The following is a 19,489-nucleotide window of genomic DNA, read 5'->3' on the forward strand; positions in this document are numbered from 1 at the left end:
TTAATTTCTACCTGAATTGCCTAATGTGTCTTTAACTATATGACGCGCCTCATCAATTAACATCACTGGAATGCCATCTCGGATAGGGTATGCGAGCTTATCAGAATTACAAATTAGTTCTTGCGCACTGCGCTTATGCTGTAAAGATCCCTTGCATAGGGGGCAGACAAGGATTTCAATCAGACGAGTGTCCACGAAGTTTCTCCACAATAAGCGCAATTAGACGAGGATCCAATATAGCGTCGACAGGTACTGCCCATATACGCGGATCATGCCAAAGCTCGCATTTTACCGCATCTTTTTCAGTAATAAGGATTGCATCAGCTATATCGGTCACGAACAGATTTTTATCGAAATTATAATGGTCAGGTAGCGGGCGTGTTTCTAGCACGAGGCCGATTGCACGCAATGTTTCGAAAAAACGCTCTGGTGCGCCGATGCCAGCAGCAGCGAGCACGCGTTTACCGGCGAACTGGACTAGTGGCCGGCGTAGGTCCGGATTATCTAGATGCCATGCGTCGGTCGGCTTTAGAGCAAACGTAAAAATAGACGGCCATAATGGTAGGCTATGCCGATTAGAGTAATTAATCAGCGTTGCGTCTCGGGTACGACTTAACGGTTCTCTTAAGGGTCCAGCTGGCAGCAGGAACTTATTTCCAGCCAGTCGATAGTCAAAGACTACTAGTTCAATATCTCGCACTAGCCGATAGTGCTGTAAACCATCGTCACTAATGATTACGTCTATCTCTCGGTGAGCCTGTACCAGTGCACGGGCCGCCGCAACACGATCTTGGCAAACCCACACCGGTACACCGGTGCGGCGGGCAATTAATAGCGGCTCATCGCCTGTCAACGCGGGTGTCGACGCGAGGTTAACCTCGGTAGGCTGCAGGATGCGTGCGCCATAACCTCGCGACACTACGCCGGGTATGAACGCTGCATCTCGTAATGCATCAATGAGTGCGATGACTGTTGGAGTTTTGCCAGTTCCCCCAACCGTTATATTGCCCACTACCACGACCGGTACGCTAATATGATGCGTTTTGATCCAGCCGTGAGCATACATGAAACGGCGCAGCGCAGAGATACTAGAGAACAGTTGTGAAAAAGGCCATAACATGTAAGCGAGCACACCACGGCGCTGCCATTCACGCGAGAACATGAGACTGAGATAAGTAACGATGACACGGTGCAGTAGTATAGCCATAGTACTAGTGTGAAAATAGGGGGAAGAGATATTGGATATTAAGCATAGGTACAGCAGCAGGCCGTAGCTCTTTATAATAGCGCCGCAGACTATACGATGAGAGAACCAACTAGAATTAGGCACTATTCCGGGCCTAGAGACTCCAGATCATATTTCTTTATAATTAGATCTGCTATCTCTATGTATGTTAAATAACCCTGTAAGGATCTAGGGTTACGCCGGGTAGCGCGGTCTGTGAACGGAAAATTGTCAGTGATTTTCAGCTCACTAGGGTAGTGCGTAAAGTCTGGTGTAAAAAAACTTAGTGCACTGGCGTCGACATAGATGGTAGGTGTGATGCTAAAACTGATATAAGCGTACATGTAGATAGCTGCTCTACCGTCTCAGTGCAGCACATCCTATCATCTTTATGACAACAGAACTTCCCTCTTCTATTCCTTTTGTAAGCCGAGATATAGTGATTCCTGTTTCTGATGTGAACCACGCTATTGGAATTCTACTCGGGCGCACGTTTTCTCTTTCCTGGATCGCTGGTGAAGTCTCGAACTTTACGAGGGCGGTTAGCGGCCACTGGTATTTCTCAATCAAAGACCATTATGCACAGATTCGTTGTGTAATGTTCCGTGGACGCGCTCAATATGCACAGCTAATACCTCAAGAAGGCGACTTGATCGAGGTTCGTGCCACAGTTGCGATTTACGAGCCTCGCGGCGAGTTGCAACTTAACGTAGAGGAAGTTCGGCATACCGGGCAAGGCCGGCTGTATGAGGCTTTCCTAAAACTAAAGACCCAGCTTGAGACAGAGGGCCTATTCACCATTGAACGAAAACGCGAGCTTCCGTTGCACCCGCGGGCTATTGGCATTGTTACGTCGCCGAAAGCAGCAGCGCTGCGGGATGTATTAATCACGCTTTCACGACGCGCACCACATGTGCCGATTATCGTCTATCCAACACAGGTACAAGGCGCTGAAGCAGCTTCACGTGTCGTAGAAATAATTGGTACAGCTAACCGACGCGCTGAAGTCGATGTACTAATCTTGTGCCGCGGAGGTGGTTCTATTGAGGACTTATGGGTTTTCAATGACGAATCGCTCGCGCGGGCCATCGCCTCTAGCGTCTTACCAATTGTGTCTGGAGTCGGGCACGAAACTGATTTCACAATTGCAGACTTTACGGCCGATATTCGCGCGCCGACACCAACGGCAGCGGCAGAACTAGTTAGTGCGCCGCGCGCTGTATTATTATGTGAGTTGGTAAATCGCCATGCAGCGCTAGCGGGCGGCTTCAGACGGATGATAGAGCGCCGAGCTCAACACCTAGATTCGATTGCACACCGCCTCGTAAGCCCTGCTGAGCGGATCGCTAGGCAGTTGCAATACCTAAGGCAGGTATCGTTGCGATTGCGTTTGGCCGGCAAGCGTCCGGCGCGCGATGCGCGCGCACGGCTAACGATGGTTCTGTTGCGCTGGAAGTGCGGTCATCCAGATATAGACCGGGCAACCGAACGTATGAATCAGCTCTGGCAGAACTTACACGTCGCGATGCATAGATATAATGAACGTCGAAACTCTCAAGTATATGAATTAGCAACCCGTATAGAGCTACTTAGCCCACAACGTACACTAGAACGTGGCTATGCGGCGTTGATAGACCTGAATAGCGGCTCAGCCGTGCGAACACCAGCTGAGCTTAAGGCGGGTCAGAGGGTAACAGCGCATCTTGCTCAAGGCAGTGCAGATATTAGTATTGCGCATGTGCAGCTGCGTCTAAATGACGAATTCTAGTGGATATTTGGGTGATTCAACTCGGCAAAACTGGCAGGCAATGCGAATGCGGACGGGGAAGTAATTCATCTGTCATCCGGGTATTACAAACTTGTATAAATATGAGTATTAATTTCTGAATTGCTGGATAGTGAAGACTTATTTATAGAAATAAAAGATAGTGCTGTATATAAAAAAGATAGAAATTTGCGAGATTATTCGTGCTCATCTAAAATCGAATGGCCGGCAGTATACATTTATCTAGTTTCCAATCTGTTATAAAGGATGTTTTCACTATGACGAAACACACACTACCTCCCTTGCCATTCTTGAAGAATGCGCTGGCTCCGTACATCTCAGAAGAGACTTTAGAATTTCATCATGGCAAACACCATCAGGCTTATGTTACAAACCTAAATAACCTGATCCAGGGTACAGAGTTTGATAGCCTATCGGTAGAGGAGATTATTCAGAAATCAACGGGTAGTATTTTTAATAATGCAGCACAAGTGTGGAACCACACATTCTTTTGGAATAGCCTTTCGCCTCAGGGCGGCGGTGCACCAACAGGAAGTCTTAATGATGCGATTAATGCACAGTGGGATTCGTATGATACCTTTAAAAAGGCTTTTACAAAAATAGCGGTCGGCACGTTTGGATCCGGCTGGACTTGGCTTGTAAAAAATCCTGATTGCTCGCTAGATATTATCTCTACAAGCAACGCAGCGACGCCGTTAACAGATAATATAATGCCATTGTTAACGCTAGACGTCTGGGAACATGCATACTACATCGACTATCGTAATGCGCGCCCGAAATTTGTCGAGATGTTCTGGGAAGTTGTAAACTGGAATTTTGCCGCTCAGAACTTTAACGTATGACATTCTCACCTAGAGTTGATGCTTAGAGTATCTATGACGTGTCGCCATTATGTAAGCGACACGTTATTCCTGCAATGTCAATATATACAAGACCGTTAAACACTCCAAAAGCCTGACTTTTGATTAAAGAACGGAATCGCCTACTATAGTAGGCCTAACTAATTTTTAAAGTCGAATAATTAATTACTTACTATTAGTACATCTAATAGATTAGATGTACTAATTATTACATAACTTATAATAAAGCGCTATTAGTAAAGTTTCTTACTAGAACTAAGTAGATTAACTGCTACACTAATGTATATTAAATGCTACCGTGTAAGTAAGTACTTCATTCCGAATAAGTAAATTCATATGGGCTAGTAAGTAAATATTGTTATAGGTTGAACAGTAGTTGTCTTCTTCCGTGATTGTGCCATCGACGCGGGTGCAGACTAGACAGGGTCGTATCACTGGCTAAATGCTAAGAAAATATTACTAATATAATATTAGAGTTCTAACAGCAATCCTACGACCACGCCTCTCTATCCTAACTAGCGGTTATAACTAAATATAACTTAATCTATTTTTCTAAAACTAGGCCGTAATATACTGCTAATAAATTGCGCCGTCGTTAGTTAGATAAGATGCTATGTAAAATGACTTTATCAATATTTGTTTACATATCGTTATGGTCTATAGTTCACAGTCTATTGTTTAATAGTAAATCTTTATTGCCTAAAGGCAAGATTAGTACGATATACCCGTTTGCCCATCATCAGTACGCTATAGAAATTTCTTGCTGCCTTCTATCGAATACCTACTAGACAAGTATACGATACCTCAATATGTATCACTAAATTACATACAGATACCGAAATCTACATCCGCAGTAAATAGTGAAATACGCGCGAGTATTACGGGACACTAGATCGATATCTTAATAAGATTAAATCTTCTGGCGTGCTGAAATAGCTCTCCGATACGGAACTGCCAACCTACAAATCTCAGATAAGGCTATTGCAAGCTATCTTGACAGTCGACTCAGAAATAAAGCATGTTTCTGATGCGTAGTACACTTTTAATCTGTCCCCACTATTAGAGTCGAATATGCTATATCAGCACATCAAAGTTCCATCCGGTGAGAAGATTATTATTAATCAGGATTTTTCGCTTAACGTTCCGGACCATTTAGTTATTCCGTATATTGAGGGCGATGGTATTGGCTTTGATATTACACCAGTAATGATCAGGGTAGTCGATGCGGCGGTTGAGAAAGCCTATGGCGGGAAAAAAAAGATTGCATGGATGGAGATCTTTGCGGGTGAGAAGGCAGCCAAGATCTACGGATCTGATGTGTGGTTGCCAGAAGAAACACTACAGGTCTTAAAAGAGTATGTCGTCTCAATCAAGGGGCCCTTGACTACGCCAGTTAGCGGCGGAATCCGCTCCCTGAATGTCGCGCTGCGCCAGGAGTTAGACCTGTACGTATGCCTGCGTCCGGTGCGGTACTTTAAGGGCGCTCCATCACCAGTACGTGAACCCGAGAAGATTAATATGGTAATTTTCCGGGAGAATTCGGAAGATATCTATGCGGGGATTGAATGGGCTGCGGAGTCTGCGCAGGCAAAGAAAGTAATCCGCTTTCTTCGTGAAGAAATGGGTGTTAAGAAAATCCGTTTTCCCGAAACATCAGGGCTTGGTATCAAGCCTGTATCGAGAGAGGGCACAGAGCGACTGATTCGTAAAGCTATTCAGTATGTACTTGATAATAACCGAAAGTCGGTCACGCTTGTGCATAAAGGAAATATAATGAAGTTTACTGAAGGCGCATTCCGCGACTATGGATATGCCCTCGCTCAAAAAGAGTTCGGTGCGCTACTGATTGACGGTGGTCCATGGATGAAAATTAAGAACCCGAAGAGTGGTACTGAAATACTGATTAAGGATATGATCGCCGATGCGTTTCTCCAGCAGATACTGCTACGCCCATCTGAATATGATGTAATCGCTACACTGAATTTAAATGGAGATTATATCTCAGATGCATTAGCGGCTCAGGTCGGTGGTATTGGTAGTGCGCCGGGCGCTAATCTGTCAGATTCTATCGCGATGTTTGAGGCGACTCACGGGACGGCTCCAAAATATGCTAGAAAGGACTACGTGAATCCTAGTTCTGAAATCCTCTCAGCCGAGATGATGCTACGACATTTAGGTTGGACTAAGGCGGCTGATGTAATTATTTCCTCGATGGAAAAGTCGATTTTGCAAAAACGAGTGACATATGATTTCGCACGTCTTATGGATGGAGCAATACAAGTCTCATGTTCCGGTTTCGGTCAAGTATTAATTGAAAATATGTAATCGAACTCTAAACGGACCGGTATTTTACACTAACATAGTATGTCTACAATGTAGATTCTGTATTATATGAATAATATCGGCCGTTTACAGCGCTAAATATGGTGTCTTGACGTTAATAACGTTGGCTCAAGCAACTCGCTACTAATCTGTAGCCGTGCTGTCTTCGAGAAGATCCCTGACTAATCGCAAAAGGTAATATACCAATTCTAGTTCCTATTAGAACAACCTAAATTAGCTCAGGCAGCGCTTTATGCATATAACTCACTCCTTCGATGCATCGCGCATTTGTATTACCTTAAAGAAGAACGCGCTTAAGGATCTGTAGCCTATATTAGGATTAATAATATGAATTAATAATCTATTGATTTTATATATATCAGACATCGGACCCAACTTCGCTAGAAGTCGAACACGTATGTACATGTTAATACCACCATAGTACTGGTATTACTAGAGGGGAGACCTGTAAACGACTCCATTGAGATTCAAGTAAGTGTTCTAATTAGTTTAATCTAAAGTGGGTAAAATATATAAAAATCACTGTGCGTTTGACAAGCGGATCCCGAAACGGGCTATCGCTAAACAAAAATAGCTTACAGAAATTCTTAGAAACTATGTGTAGCATTAACGAGTAAATCTGACGCGTTCCGAAATTAATATAGTCAAAGACTGGTGGGGTCAGCATTGTCTACAGCAAAATCAAGACGATAAATCCAACAGACAATGCGCAACGCGAGCGCTTCTACTCCAGTAGATTTTTATATTACAGGCAATGGTGTCACTATATGATGGTATCCGTTGTAGGCTATCGAAAGATAACGTATCAAGCATTTCCTAGCACCATTAAGTGCTGTTTGTTACGAACACTGTACTCGATCTTCCTATCAACGTGTTTATGTTGCCGCTTTTCATCGAAAAGACTACGCAAACTAGATATCACTGCTTTATACGCGTCAGGTGCCTTGATGCTTAAGTTTTAATATGTTCTATAATAATATGTAGGATGTATCTCGTTAACTAGGTATTTGGCTTATATAGCCAGCTAGTTGCGTAACCATAGGTATTGCTAAACTGGTCCTTGACAATGAGTTACCAGCTGCACGTGAGGGAAGCATTAGTACTGCATAGTTGCGTAGTTGCTAAAGATGATTTTTGATGCAGTATTCGAGATTTATTTTTATTCCCGAAAAATCGTAAAGCTAATAATTTTAGCTACTTTAAGTACATTAAAGGTTTTATCTAGAAACATAAAAATGTGCTAAAAGATTTTTACTGGCTCAAGCTAAAAATAATAAATATTCTTTTTAAGATACCACTTAATTTATTGACATTTTTAGTTATTAACCCAATTTATCCATTACCCTTTCTTTTCCATACAAGCGTAAAAATAATTTTTTACAGTATTCTTATCAAGTTATGACTTGATTATTAATAATCTACAAAAGATTTAATAATTTTATGGTCGATAACCTACTATCTAGCCTATTAAATATAGGGTTGTATAACGTATAATAGTTATCTTAACGCTATATATTATCAGCCTAAAAATTCAAAAGCTGCATTATGCTGTATTAGAGCTATCTCAGTACCACTTTTCATAAGAAAAGTTAGTCAAACCTTATTTTTTCTTACCTGAGAATAGGGGATTATCTTTAATAAGATTCCGGGCTTACTTAAGTAGACAAGTTCATTAGAATCGGTATATTTCTACCATTCGCCAGAAATAAGAAGTTACGGTACTAGATCAGCAAGAAAAAAAGCTAATCAGCCATCGATATATCGCGCCATTTTAATGAATGATAATTCTAAAATTATTATACCCCTATGCGGAGTATATTCCAAGTGCATCTCGAGACATGCGAAGTTTAACCAAGTTGTAATGCAGCGCATGATGAAGAAGGTATGATTTCCAGGGAGCTAGAAGTCAGTCTGCATACGGTATTTATAGAGGCCCTCTAAGGCAGGAATGAGTGCATCATTGTCAAGCACTTATTGCTTGCATTATTAGATAACCCTACTGCAGTAGAGGTTCTTCGTGGATATGACGAGAATATCAAGAATATGCGTAAGAGCCTACAAAATTTTAGTAATGACAACACGCTACTTGTACTAAAAACATGATGTTGATACTCAGCCAACCCTTAGTTTCCAGCGAGTAATTTACTGTACGATTATGTGTGTGCAGTCGACATCAAGCAAGGATAAAAAGTGACCTATATTCGATCTTTAAGAGAAAAGACTCATAGGCCTACGCTATCTGCAAAAATATATCATAACTAGGTTAGAGGTGGTCAACTTTATTGCGCATGGCATTTCGAAGACTGTGGGGCCAGATGTAGTAAAACTGACAAGTAAGTCATTAGTGAATAGTAGCGATGCTAGTAGAAACGACGCTAGCACAATTTACTAAAAATCTAAATCATCTAGCGCATAATGGAAATATCGACCCATTATAGAGCGAATGGTGCGGGTGCTATGCCGACGTCGCAAGAGTAATCTCCTAATTTAGGTGAAGCTGGAGTAGGTAAGATTGCTATCGTTAAAAGTCTGGCATGATGAATCATATTCAGCAGTATGCTATTTTCCTAGAAGATGCGGACATGTATTCACTTGATATAGGAACGCTGCTAGAGGGCCAAAGTACCTGGGCGACTTCGAGCAGAGACTGAAAACGGTGCTAAGAGAGTTAAAGGATTGTTCGAATGCTATTCTATTTATCGATGAGATTCATGTATGAATTGGCGTGGGCACCGCCTTAGGCGGCACACTTGATGCGTCAACTTTCTAAAACTAGCTTTAACCTCTGGTCAACTTAAGTATATCTGGGCAACAACCTTCACCGAATTGCAAAATTTTTTTGAAAAAATACGGAATTTAGCCCGGCGTTTCCAGAAAATTGACGCAAGAGAGCTAACAGCTGAGCAAACAGTAGCGATCCTGCGTGCTCTAAAACCTAGTTATTTCGTTTTGAGGAGAACCACTGTATTACATACTTATCTGGTGCTCTCTCGATAGAGTTTGAGTTGTCCACACGATTTATTACAGACCGTCATTTACCAGAGAAAGCCATCGACGTGATTGACAAGGCGGGAGCCACACAACGGATCTTACCCAAAGCTAAGTAAAAGAAAAGGATTAGCAAAGCCAAGATAAAAACTCTTATTTCTAAGATCACTCGGTTACCAGTATAAAGTATATCTCAGAATAACCGTAGCAAGCTAAAAATGCTGGATAATAGCTTGAAAAGTATAGTATTTGAGATAGATAAACCGATAATTTATATGTTCTTATTCTCTAGGCCTACTGGTGTTGGTAAAACGGAGGTGGCACATCAATTAGCTTTTACGTTTAGATTAAAGTTAATACGATTCGATATCTCTTGGTATATGGGGCGTCATGCGGTAAGTCAGCTAATAAGTGCGCCGCCTAGCTATGTTGGATTTAATCAAGGTAGGCTTCTAACGGAGTCAATCACAAAAAAGGCCATGTTTCATACTATTGCTCGACGAAGTTGAAAAGGCGCACGATGACATTTTTAATGTGCTGCTACAAGTAATGGATCCCATGATGCCAAGGTATTTCGTAAGCACTTAGCTAACCATGGTTTTGACCCATTAATGAGCGCATATCTAATGCAGAGACTGATCCAGGAGACAATCCGACTTGCCTTAGCATACTAAATACTCTTCAATTAGGTTGTCTTTCAACATTTTTTAGCTGAAGAGTACGAACGTAAGTTAGATGTCAACTCTTGTAGCTAGCAGAGCACCAAAGTGCTTGATCTAAAAACCATATCACTATAATCGTTTTCGACATAGTGCTATGGCACGCAAGTCTTATCGCGAGTCTTCTATAAGTTAACCTAAAAAAATAACCTGGCAGTTTCGTTGCTCTCGCCTAGAGAAACCTGACGCGATATATAAGTTAACGAGCTAAGTGCATTGTTCTGCCTGATATATAACTCGATCTGGAGTAGCTGTTATCAGTGATATTTAACTAAGTATTACAAGTTATAATGATAAAAATTAGGTAGTATGCCGACCGCTTAGCAATCCGAGAGTTGATGCATAGCCCCTGGATCATGCAAAGTGTTACCTAGTACGCGTTGCGCAATCTCATCGACTAACGTGCGCGCGAGTGATTGTTTATCGGCTAGAGGTAATGGTGTCGAGCCAGTTTTATCGAATAGCACAACTTCATTTCCATCCTTCCCAAATGTTTTCGGACCTAGATTACCGATAAGAAGCGGGACGTTTTTACGCCGCCGCTTTGCCTCACCATTAATACTAAGCTCACTGCTTTCCGCCGCGAAGCCAACGCAGTAAGGTGGCGTAGGCAGAGCAGCGACACTAGCAAGAATATCTGGGTTCTCAACGAAGTGCAGCGGTGGTAGCGGCTGACCAGCCGCCTTCTTTAGCTTATGCTCAGATACTTGAGCGGCACGCCAGTCGCCAACCGCAGCAACAGCGATAAAAATATCTATGTCAGCAATCGTCGCCATAACAGAGTTATACATTTGCTGTGCTGTCTGTATATTCTCCCGGCTCACACCCCATGGAGTTGCAAGTTCAACTAAGCCGGCAATAAGATGCACTCGCCCACCAGCTTGCGCAGCAGCTCGCGCGAGTGCGAATCCCATCTTGCCACTTGAACGATTAGTGATGCCACGGACAGGATCGATGGGCTCAAAAGTCGCACCCGCTGTAATCAATATCCGTTTCCCAGAGAGCTTCTTTGGATGCAAAAGAGCGATAATCGCTTCGTATATAGCTTGAGGCTCAAGCATTCGGCCATTGCCAATTTCGCCACATGCTTGTGATCCAGCATCTGGGTCAAGTACAATAATATCATCACAACGTAACTGAACAACGTTACGTTGTGTTGCCGAATTTTGCCACATTTGACGGTTCATTGCCGGCACGATTAGTAAAGGGCAGTCACGAGCTATAGCTAGTGTAGACAGTAGATCGTCGCATAATCCAGTAGCTAGCTTAGCTATAAAGTCAGCCGATGCAGGCGCAATCACGATTGCGTCTGCGCGGCGCGACAAAGCAATATGCGGCATGTTGTTATCGATCCGCGCATCATATTGGCTGATATAGACTGGATGACCAGAAAGTGCCTGCATTGTGATCGGCGTGATGAATTGCGCGGCAGATTCTGTCATCGTTACTTGGACTGTAGCACCAGCTTGCGTTAGTAGACGAGTAAGTTCAGCTGACTTGTAGCATGCGATGCTACCTGTTAGTCCAAGCAGCAGATGTTTGCCTGCAAGATTCATATTGTTTCTTCCACTATTGCGTATAACTCAGCTAAGATTGTCTCTTAATCTAGGCTGTCATGGCATTGCGCCTGCGCCTAAGTTCGTCTAACACCAGGAGTACAGTACCGCTCGTAATACTGCTGTCAGCAATATTAAACGCTGGCCAATGCCAGCTTCCAATATGAAAATCAATAAAGTCGATTACATATCCATATACTAACCGGTCAATGACATTGCCGAGCGCACCACCGAAAATTAGTGCTAAAGCCGCACAAAATAGTTTTTGTCTACTATTTTTCTTAAATAAAAAAGTTATCACTACCATGGATAGGGTACCTAACGCGGTGAATGCCCAGCGTTTCCAGCCACCGGCTGTCGCTAGAAAATTGAACGCTCCGCCACCGTTATAAATAAGCAGAAGATTAAAAAGTGACGTAATAGGGTACGGGTAGCCATACGTCAACAGGTATGACATCACAATTTTAGATAATTGGTCGAGCAGGACCACGATAAGCGATATACTAAAGTATGGTATAAGCATTATCGATTGCGCTAGTTTTCGAGATAAAGTCTGTATCATTTATGCGATACTCCGGTGTTCGCCTTCCCCAAATAAACTAGCTATACAACGTGCGCATAGGGTTGGATGCTCTATGTTTATACCTACGTCCTCGCAGTAATGCCAGCAGCGCTCGCACTTTAGGTAATGAGATATAAGTACCTCGATCGTCTCGTCACCCTTGTTCTCGGCCTTGCTCAACCAAGCTGCAGAGGTTATTAGAATGAATTTTAAGTCATTACCGAGACTCGCAAGGGTGTTATGGCGTGTGCCATGCGCCCGAATCCAAACTTCAGCTTGTAGAGACGAACCGATTCGTCCAGATTTACGTGCTATCTCGAGTGCTTTAGTAACATCGCCTCGCAATTGTCGGATAAGGGCCCATTTATTTAATAATGCTATGCTATTTGGTATCAACGGATAAACATAGTATGTTTCAGTGAAGATTGTTATGTGTCCCGGCTGGAAAATCTTCCACGCCTCCTCGGCTGTAAACGATAGAAAAGGTGCCATTAGCCGTAGCAATCCATGCGTGATATGATATAGCGCTGACTGGGCGCTGCGTCGCGCATGTGCATCGACTGCTGATGTATATAATCGATCTTTCAGAATATCAAGATAAAAGCTGCCTAGGTCTTCTGAGCAAAAAGTCTGCAGCTTAGCTACGACCGGGTGAAATTCATACGCGTTATAGTGATTAATCACTTCTTCTTGTAATACTGAAGCTCTTGCAAGTGCGTAACGGTCGATTTCGAGCCAGTGCTCGGATGGCACCATATTTTTGTTTGGATTGAAATCTGATAAATTGGCCAGCAAGAATCTTAATGTGTTGCGAATTCGCCGGTAGCCTTCGAGTACACGATTAAGAATTTCATCAGAGATTGATAGTTCCCTAAAGTAGTCAGTTGATGCGACCCAAAGACGAATAATCTCAGCACCGAACTTATTCGAAATTTCTTGTGGGGTAATAATATTACCGACAGATTTTGACATTTTCCGGCCCTGCCTATCGACTGTAAAGCCGTGCGTTAACAAAGCTTTATAGGGTGGGTAACCATCAAGCATCGAGCCAGTGAGTAGCGACGAATGAAACCATCCTCGATGCTGATCTGAGCCCTCAAGGTACAGGTCTGCAGGCCAGCGCAGCTGCTCGGCGTGCGAGCCCCTTAGCACATGCCAATGTGTCGTGCCAGAATCGAACCAAACATCTAGCGTATCTCGATTCTTTACATACAGATCGGCATCGTCGCCAAGCAACTCGCGCGCATCGAGCAATTGCCATGCCTCAATGCCATGTTTCTCTACTCGTTGCGCAACTTGTTCAAGCAATTCTTGCGTTTGGGGGTGTAACCGGCCCGTCTTTTTATGAATAAAGAAAGCTATTGGTACCCCCCACTGGCGCTGGCGCGATAATGTCCAATCTGGTCGATGCGCAATCATATTATGCAGTCGCTTCTTACCCCATTCTGGATAGAATGCGGTCGCCTCAATACCATCTAGCGCTATTTCGCGCAGTGTCTTACCACCACCAACAGGTGCCAGGTCCATACTGGCAAACCATTGCGTCGTCGCGCGATAGATAATTGGCGTTTTATGCCGCCAGCAATGCATATAGCTGTGAGTATAAGGGGTCATGTGAAGCAAAGAACCAGCCTGACGCAAGGCGTCAATAATCTTTGGGTTTGCATCCCAAATTGATAAACCACCGAATAACGGCAATGATTTAGTATAGTGGCCGTCGCCCATTACTGGGCTTAGAATAGCAGCATCTTCGATACCATATGCCTTACAGGACTCGAAGTCCTCGATGCCATAGGCTGGCGATACATGCACAACACCAGTACCGGAATTAATGGTTACGTGGTCGCTAAAATAGACTGGCGATGTGCGATCGTAGCCCGGGTTCAAATTAGCAAGCGGATGATAGAATTGGATTCTATCTAGTACGGAACCCGGCGCTGATGCGATCACCGTGCCGTCTAAGCCGTATGTGGCTAGGCAAAACTCAACGCGGTTAGAGGCAAGGATTAAAAATCCACGGCGCGTATCTACAAGGCTATATAATAACTTTGGATTCACATTTAGCGCCTGATTTGCTGGAATGGTCCATGGTGTAGTGGTCCAGATTACAATCGCGCCGTCAGCGCAACGCAGCCATGGCATGTTAAATGCCTCAGCGATTCTATCCGGCTCGGCGAATGGAAATGCGACGTCCACAGCTGAATCAACGCGGTCATGGTATTCAACTTCGGCCTCCGCCAGCGCGGAGCTGCAGTCAAAGCACCAGTTTACCGGCTTGAGTCCGCAAAACATGTAGCCCTTTTTAAAAATGCGCGCTAGCGCACGGATTTCGTTCGCCTCGTTCTTAAAGTTCATCGTGTAATAAGGGTTGTCCCAATCTCCGATTAACCCAAGCCGGAGAAAATCAGATTTTTGACGCCTAATCTGCTCGGCAGCATACTGTCGTGCGTTACGTTTAACTTGCTCAATTGGCAGCGACTTTCCAAAGCGCTTCTCGATCTGGATTTCGATGGGCATACCATGACAGTCCCATCCTGGTACATAATCTGCGTCAAACCCCGCTATATTTCGCGCCTTGACAATTATATCTTTTAGGATTTTGTTCACCGCATGTCCAATATGGATATCGCCATTAGCATAGGGTGGGCCATCATGCAGCACAAATTTAGGCCGTCCGCGACTAGCCTCTCGAATTGCTTCGTAAACCTTATTTTGTTGCCATTCGCGAACCCATTGCGGTTCGCGCCTAGGCAAGTCACCACGCATTGGAAATGGTGTCTTAAGCAGGTTAATAGGATATTTAGGAGACTGCTTAGAATCGGCTTTCATGTCACTCATGATCAGGGGTAGTGGAGAAGTTCAGCAGTCACTGATTACTTATGCAGATTATGCTGGGAGGTTAGGGCATATTATGAGGGAGCTAGACACATGTCTCGGGCTAAAAAGCTTCTCTAGATCACTGACTGGTGTGCGGCACAACCCAAGAGCCTATCTCATTCGTTGTTGAAGGACATCACAGAATTGCTATCCAGGATATATGGGTGCGCTATACTAATCAGATTAAGTAAGGGGTTTTGCTGCCGCTAAAGCACTATGCTCTGCGAAATATTCTCGAGCACGGGCGATGTCGCATACTATCGCCCGGATAAGTTCCTCTAAGTCTATGAACTTCTGTTCATCACGCAATTTCTCGAGAAATTCAACCCGCACTAGCTTGCCATATGCATTACCATGCCAGTCTAGTAAGTGTATTTCTAATAGGGGTCTGCTGAAATTAGCTACGCTGGGACGCCAGCCTAAGCTGGCTACGCCAGGCAATGGGTTTGCTTCAATGCCACGTACCCGAACAATAAAGATGCCGGCTAGCGCGGGACGCTTGTGCAAGATTGGAAGATTTAGCGTTGGAAATCCTAGGTCTCGGCCTACTTTCATGCCATGCACAACGTGACCGCTTATTATAATTGCCCTACCAAGGGTGGTTCGAGCTGAATGGAGGTCCCCAGCAAGAAGCGAAGCTCGAATATCTGAGCTGGAAATACGCATCCCGGATGGGCCTGACACGGTAGGCATTTGCTCAACCTCGAATCCATACCGTATGCTATCCGCCCTCAATGATAGAAAATCACCAGCACGCTTTGCCCCATACCGGAAGTCGTCACCAATCATTATCCAGCGGGCTCGCAATCCATTGACGATAGTATGCTCGACGAAAGAGCCCGGAGACTGATCAGCAAACCTATGATTGAAATGCTCAACAACAACCTGATCCACGCCACTGCATCGCAATGCTTCAAGTTTGTCGCGCAGCATTGCAATACGTGGTGGCGCGCCATCTGGATCGAAGAACTCGCGGGGGTGCGATTCGAACGTCATCACGCAAACCGGAAGCATGCGTGCGCTAGCGGCAGCGCAAACGCGAGCTAACAAAGCTTGGTGGCCACGATGCACACCGTCGAAGTTACCGATCGTCAACGCGCAAGGCGCGCAATGCTCGGAATTTGGAAGACCCCTGAAGACTTTCACGATGATTAGCTGGGTCAGGCCCTGCAGCGTTTGATGGCCTCGCCAATATCGGCGTGGGCTCGATGCCGCAAAGTCTCTGATTATAGACGCTCAAACTTAATGGCAGCAGGAACTAGAAGATTGGCGTAGGCAGTCAGGGGGGGGGTAATGATAAAATCCTCGTATGAAAAAACTCGTCATTCTAATTTCCGGACGTGGCTCTAATATGGAGGCGATCGTGCGCGCGTGCGCTTCGCAGCGATGGCCAGCGAGCGTTGCTGCGGTTATATCTAACCGCCCCGACGCCGCAGGTTTAACTTTTGCTACCACCCATTCTATTGCCACAGTAGTTGTCGATCATATGCAATTCGATGGGCGCGATGCATTTAATTCTGCTCTCATACGTGCGCTAGATACGTATGAGCCGGACCTTGTCGTTCTGGCTGGATTCATGCGCATTCTGACACCAGCGTTTGTAAAGCGCTATTCAAATCGAATGATGAACGTGCATCCATCGTTACTACCGAGCTTTACGGGTTTGAATACGCATCAGCGTGCATTGGATAGAGGAGTTACGGTACATGGCGCTACAGTACATTTTGTAACTGCTGAATTAGACTATGGCCCGATTATTGCGCAGGGTATAGTACCAGTACTCTCGGGCGATACTGCCGACGTGCTTGCTGCACGGGTTCTGCGGCTTGAGCACGAGCTCTATCCGCGCGTAATACGGTGGTTTATCGAGGATCAGTTGCGTGTATGTAATAACCGAGTCGAGCTAGCGGTTACTAAGACGCGACTCCTATTTCGTCTGGACGCTATATGAGACTACATAGATTTCTGATTGGACAAACTGGTGTGTTATTGAATGACGTATTAAAATTTACTGATTCAGCTCATGCGGCTACGAGTAAATTTTTTTGTGCACATCCGAAACTCGGTCAGATCGAGCGCCGCCTAATGAGAGAAGCGATATTTGCAGTTCTGCGCCGTAAAATGGAATATGAGTATTTAGCCGAAAAAGGGGGGGGGACTTTAACGCGGAGTCTAGCACTTCTTGGCTTAATGCAGACTGCTGGTCTAAGTGAGTTGCGCCTATATGTATCACAACAGGAACTTGTATGGCTTCACTATGTATCAAATATTGATCCGGCAAGCCTTCCAACACGTGTGCGCATTAATTTACCTCTATGGATTCAGTCTATAGTGAAATCGCGCCTGACTACCATCAATACTCAGCCAGATGCGGTGGAAAAAAAGCTATTACAGCTTGCTTCAGCTCTAAACTATCCGGCACCATTAGATCTACGGGCAAATCTGATGCGAGTTAATCGCGATACAGTTCTAGCCGCTCTAAAGCGATCTGGTGTAGAAGCAAAACCGACGCCTTATGCACCGCTAGGAATCCGTGTAGTTAGTAAACTAGAAATCTATAAAACCCCTGCTTTTCAGCAGGGGTGGTTTGAGGTACAGCCTGAAGGTAGCCAGTTATTGTGCGAACTTGTCGCACCCCAATGTGGAGAGATGGTCGCAGATTTCTGCGCCCGGGGGGGCAGTATGACGCTTGCACTTGGCGCGATGATGCGTTCTTCCGGGAGACTATATGCGTTTGATGTGTCAAATAAACGATTAGAGAAGATTAAGAGTAGGCTCGCGCGCAGCGGTTTATCAAACGTACACCTAGTAGCTATCGCTAGTGAGCATGATGTGAAGATTAAGCGACTGTCAGGTAAGATCGATCGCGTACTAGTTGATGTGCCATGTAGTGGCCTGGGTACACTGCGCCGAAATCCAGATCTCAAGTGGCGCCAAACACCGCAATTGGTTGCCAAGTTAGTGGTAAAGCAGATATCGATTCTTACCGCTGCCGCACAACTTCTCAAGCCAGGCGGTCGCCTCGTTTATGCGACCTGTAGCTTACTTGAAGATGAGAATGAGGGCATTGTTAGACAATTTATTGCCGCTTCTTCAGCGTTCGAACGTGTAGCGGTAAGTCAAGTGCTAGTTGATCAAAAAATCGCACTTAACACTGGTGATAATCTCATGCTGTGGCCGCACCAGCATGGTACTGATGGTTTCTTTGCAGCAGTGATGCAACGGGTAGCCTGACATGCAGCATAGAATGCTGCCTCGCCTATTTAGTGAATTGATGCACGACTTAAGTCGGCCGACGATTCTCTGGCAAGTTGCTGCGTTAATTGGCGCCATAATGATGGCATATGGGCTTTCTGGTTATGTCCGCAAGCGTTTTGATTCGTATGCCCGAGTACGTAACGCAGCAGTACGCTTCGGTGCAGACGGGCTAGAAAAGGCATTATTTCCATTCCTCGGCTGGTTAATCGTGAGTGGTACTAAGCTTGTGCTAGGTCAGGTGATGAAAACATCGCTACTGGACCTTGCGCGTGTACCGCTGTTCGGGATTGCGCTAATTTATGTTGCGTTATATCTAATGCGCCGGGTGTTTTCTCGTGATGGGCACTTACACGGGCTCGCATACCTCATTGAAAAGATTGTCACCGTTTTGGTATGGGTTGGTACGGTACTAACCATAATGGGCATTGAGAATGATGTGCTGTGCTGGATGCGCAGTATAGAGTTTCGCATAGCTACTGTACATCTGAGCTTGCTATCGTTATGTAGCGGTCTGCTATGGGTTATGATCACGTTAATCGTAGCGCTGTGGGCTGGCCGCATATTGGACGAATGGCTGTTACGAGCTAGCTTACTTGATGCGAACTTACAGGTTGTGTTATCGCGCATTAGTCGTGGATTGTTGATCTTGTCTGCTGTGCTTATAAGTCTATCGATTGTCGGCATAGATATTACCGTACTTGGTCTATTTAGCGGTGCGCTCGGCGTCGGACTGGGTTTTGGATTGCAAAAGATTGCAAGCAACTATGTATCTGGCTTTATTATTCTTCTAGATCGCTCGCTACGGCTCGGTGATACAATTTGCGTAGGCGGTCTTCAAGGCCGGGTTACCCAAATTCGCACCCGCTATACGGTGGTGCGTGGACTAGATGGAGTCGAGACTCTCGTGCCGAATGAGAGGCTTATTACCGACATTGTACAAAATCAGTCATCCTTCCTTACGCGTGGCTTAACTAAAGTATCAATCCAAGTGGAGTATAGTTCTGACGTCCATCTAGCAATGCGCGTACTCGTACAAGCTACACAGGATGTAGAGCGCGTATTACAGGACCCGGCTCCTTGCTCCTATCTTGCAGGATTTAGTGCTAATGGAATTAACTTAGAGTTAGGATTCTGGATTACAGAAGCGGCACTCGGCACTGCCTCGGTGCGCTCGGCTGTCAATTATAATATCTGGGTGGGTTTTGCGGCGCATGGTATTCGTGTTCCGTCTGCGCAACACGAGATTCGGATCTTAAATGCTGCCACAATTGAACCGGTGCCGGTTACTGTAATTGAAGCTAAGAAATCAGCTTAA

The 19,489-nt window shown here is 44.9% G+C and carries 12 protein-coding genes and 1 pseudogene; 7 read left to right on the forward strand and 6 right to left on the reverse strand.

All coding sequences use genetic code 11. The annotated features are described in order from the left end of the window. Both KW136_RS01905 and lpxK read right to left on the reverse strand, forming a co-directional pair. Nucleotides 1-195 carry a Trm112 family protein gene (locus tag KW136_RS01905; protein ID WP_216796766.1) on the reverse strand — a complete coding sequence of 65 codons (195 nt, stop codon included), beginning with the start codon at nt 193-195 and terminating at the stop codon, nt 1-3. Beyond that, entirely contained in the window at nt 176-1,207 is a 1,032-nt protein-coding gene (gene lpxK, locus KW136_RS01910; protein ID WP_420885620.1) for a tetraacyldisaccharide 4'-kinase, read from the reverse strand. The genes KW136_RS01905 and lpxK overlap by 20 nt, the downstream gene beginning before the upstream one ends. A 409-nt stretch (nt 1,208-1,616) precedes the next feature. Between lpxK and xseA the strand changes: the two genes are divergently transcribed. From xseA to KW136_RS01930, 4 genes and pseudogenes are all read left to right on the forward strand, one after another. Further along, the gene (gene xseA / locus KW136_RS01915; RefSeq protein WP_216796768.1) at nt 1,617-2,993 is read left to right on the forward strand and encodes an exodeoxyribonuclease VII large subunit; all 1,377 of its coding nucleotides are present in this window, start codon (nt 1,617-1,619) and stop codon (nt 2,991-2,993) included. Nucleotides 2,994-3,268: 275 nt separating this feature from the next. After that, nucleotides 3,269-3,853, forward strand: a complete 585-nt coding sequence (locus tag KW136_RS01920) for a superoxide dismutase (RefSeq protein WP_216796770.1) — start codon at nt 3,269-3,271, stop codon at nt 3,851-3,853. Between the two features lie 1,089 nt (nt 3,854-4,942). Then, nucleotides 4,943-6,196, forward strand: a complete 1,254-nt coding sequence (gene icd / locus KW136_RS01925) for an NADP-dependent isocitrate dehydrogenase (protein WP_216796773.1) — start codon at nt 4,943-4,945, stop codon at nt 6,194-6,196. Between the two features lie 1,974 nt (nt 6,197-8,170). Continuing rightward, nucleotides 8,171-9,757 (forward strand): annotated as a pseudogene (locus KW136_RS01930) (AAA family ATPase); the annotation flags it as partial. Nucleotides 9,758-10,241: 484 nt separating this feature from the next. Here the strand turns inward: KW136_RS01930 and coaBC are convergent. The 4 genes from coaBC to KW136_RS01950 form a co-directional block, all read right to left on the reverse strand. Further along, the gene (coaBC, locus tag KW136_RS01935; protein ID WP_216796775.1) at nt 10,242-11,477 is read right to left on the reverse strand and encodes a bifunctional phosphopantothenoylcysteine decarboxylase/phosphopantothenate--cysteine ligase CoaBC; all 1,236 of its coding nucleotides are present in this window, start codon (nt 11,475-11,477) and stop codon (nt 10,242-10,244) included. 49 nt (nt 11,478-11,526) lie between these two features. Then, the gene (lspA, locus tag KW136_RS01940) at nt 11,527-12,039 is read right to left on the reverse strand and encodes a signal peptidase II (RefSeq protein ID WP_216796776.1); all 513 of its coding nucleotides are present in this window, start codon (nt 12,037-12,039) and stop codon (nt 11,527-11,529) included. Next, complete coding sequence (gene ileS / locus KW136_RS01945; RefSeq protein WP_216796778.1) at nt 12,040-14,877, reverse strand: isoleucine--tRNA ligase; 2,838 nt, start codon at nt 14,875-14,877, stop codon at nt 12,040-12,042. 222 nt (nt 14,878-15,099) lie between these two features. Beyond that, nucleotides 15,100-16,062: a bifunctional riboflavin kinase/FAD synthetase gene (locus KW136_RS01950; RefSeq protein ID WP_216796780.1), complete on the reverse strand. Its 963-nt coding sequence runs from the start codon at nt 16,060-16,062 to the stop codon at nt 15,100-15,102. A gap of 163 nt (nt 16,063-16,225) precedes the next feature. Here KW136_RS01950 and purN point away from each other — a divergent pair, with 163 nt between their 5' ends. Genes purN through KW136_RS01965 form a run of 3 tightly spaced genes read left to right on the forward strand, consistent with a single transcriptional unit; the run spans nt 16,226 to nt 19,489 of the window. Further along, nucleotides 16,226-16,867, forward strand: a complete 642-nt coding sequence (gene purN, locus KW136_RS01955) for a phosphoribosylglycinamide formyltransferase (RefSeq protein WP_216796782.1) — start codon at nt 16,226-16,228, stop codon at nt 16,865-16,867. Beyond that, complete coding sequence (locus KW136_RS01960) at nt 16,864-18,150, forward strand: RsmB/NOP family class I SAM-dependent RNA methyltransferase (protein WP_216796784.1); 1,287 nt, start codon at nt 16,864-16,866, stop codon at nt 18,148-18,150. Before purN ends, KW136_RS01960 begins: the two co-directional genes overlap by 4 nt. 1 nt (nt 18,151) lies before the next feature. Continuing rightward, nucleotides 18,152-19,489 (forward strand): mechanosensitive ion channel family protein, encoded by a 1,338-nt coding sequence (locus tag KW136_RS01965; protein ID WP_216796786.1) that lies wholly within the window; start codon nt 18,152-18,154, stop codon nt 19,487-19,489.

The organism is Candidatus Vallotiella hemipterorum (assembly GCF_910593725.1).
Classification (GTDB): domain Bacteria; phylum Pseudomonadota; class Gammaproteobacteria; order Burkholderiales; family Burkholderiaceae; genus Mycetohabitans; species Mycetohabitans hemipterorum.

Coding starts and splice junctions, on each gene's coding strand:
- lpxK (WP_420885620.1), bottom strand. CDS start 1,207: ATGGCTATACTACTGCACCGTGTCATCGTTACTTATCTCAGTCTCATG.
- xseA (WP_216796768.1), top strand. CDS start 1,617: ATGACAACAGAACTTCCCTCTTCTATTCCTTTTGTAAGCCGAGATATA.
- KW136_RS01920 (WP_216796770.1), top strand. CDS start 3,269: ATGACGAAACACACACTACCTCCCTTGCCATTCTTGAAGAATGCGCTG.
- icd (WP_216796773.1), top strand. CDS start 4,943: ATGCTATATCAGCACATCAAAGTTCCATCCGGTGAGAAGATTATTATT.
- coaBC (WP_216796775.1), bottom strand. CDS start 11,477: ATGAATCTTGCAGGCAAACATCTGCTGCTTGGACTAACAGGTAGCATC.
- lspA (WP_216796776.1), bottom strand. CDS start 12,039: ATGATACAGACTTTATCTCGAAAACTAGCGCAATCGATAATGCTTATA.
- ileS (WP_216796778.1), bottom strand. CDS start 14,877: ATGAGTGACATGAAAGCCGATTCTAAGCAGTCTCCTAAATATCCTATT.
- purN (WP_216796782.1), top strand. CDS start 16,226: ATGAAAAAACTCGTCATTCTAATTTCCGGACGTGGCTCTAATATGGAG.
- KW136_RS01960 (WP_216796784.1), top strand. CDS start 16,864: ATGAGACTACATAGATTTCTGATTGGACAAACTGGTGTGTTATTGAAT.
- KW136_RS01965 (WP_216796786.1), top strand. CDS start 18,152: ATGCAGCATAGAATGCTGCCTCGCCTATTTAGTGAATTGATGCACGAC.